The organism is Vibrio sp. 1288 (genome assembly GCF_033344475.1).
Genome location: NZ_JAWPOX010000899.1, coordinates 1 through 571, shown reverse-complemented (window position 1 = coordinate 571; position 571 = coordinate 1). Strand labels below are relative to the sequence as shown.

1 protein-coding gene is annotated in these 571 nt (G+C 41.5%); it reads right to left on the bottom strand.

Features of this window, described 5'->3' with window-relative positions:
- The coding region (locus tag R8O11_RS29985) for an AAA family ATPase (RefSeq protein WP_318195231.1) at positions 1 to 571 on the bottom strand (571 nt) is incomplete at both ends.

The following is a 571-nucleotide window of genomic DNA, read 5'->3' as shown; positions in this document are numbered from 1 at the left end:
ACCATCAAGAATGTCATAAACTGCACGTTGAGGAAGGTAAGACTCTCGATAATATTTATCGTCGATGGCTTTATCTATCGCCACATAATCAATGATATTTTGATCGCTAAACTGAGCAGCTAAGCTAAGTAGTTGGCAATGCCACATCACACCTAAAGGCAAATAATGTTGGTCCTCAGTTAAACGCATGCCTGCTAATAGTAACCGTTGAAAAGCACCTTCATCCAACGATGGGAAACCGTACTCCGAACAAATCCAATTCACCAAACCTACATACAACTCTAAGTTACTTGCAGATAAGTGGATATCTTCTTCAACTTCGGTATACATCGTTAGGCCGGTTGAAAAATCTTCGTCAACATACTCAAGGTCGGCCAATTGATTACGATCGCCAGTAACAATAATCTTAACGTCAAATTCTTTTTCATCGGCCGTTAAAATAGGTAGTCGAGTAGGGCTTACATTCAAGGGTTTTACTGGCTTTCCTTGAATGGCAGACTTAATGCTCGGCCAATATCCGGGATTCGCCAAAATGAGGTTCGCTGGTAAAATCAAATACCCGCCGTTAGCC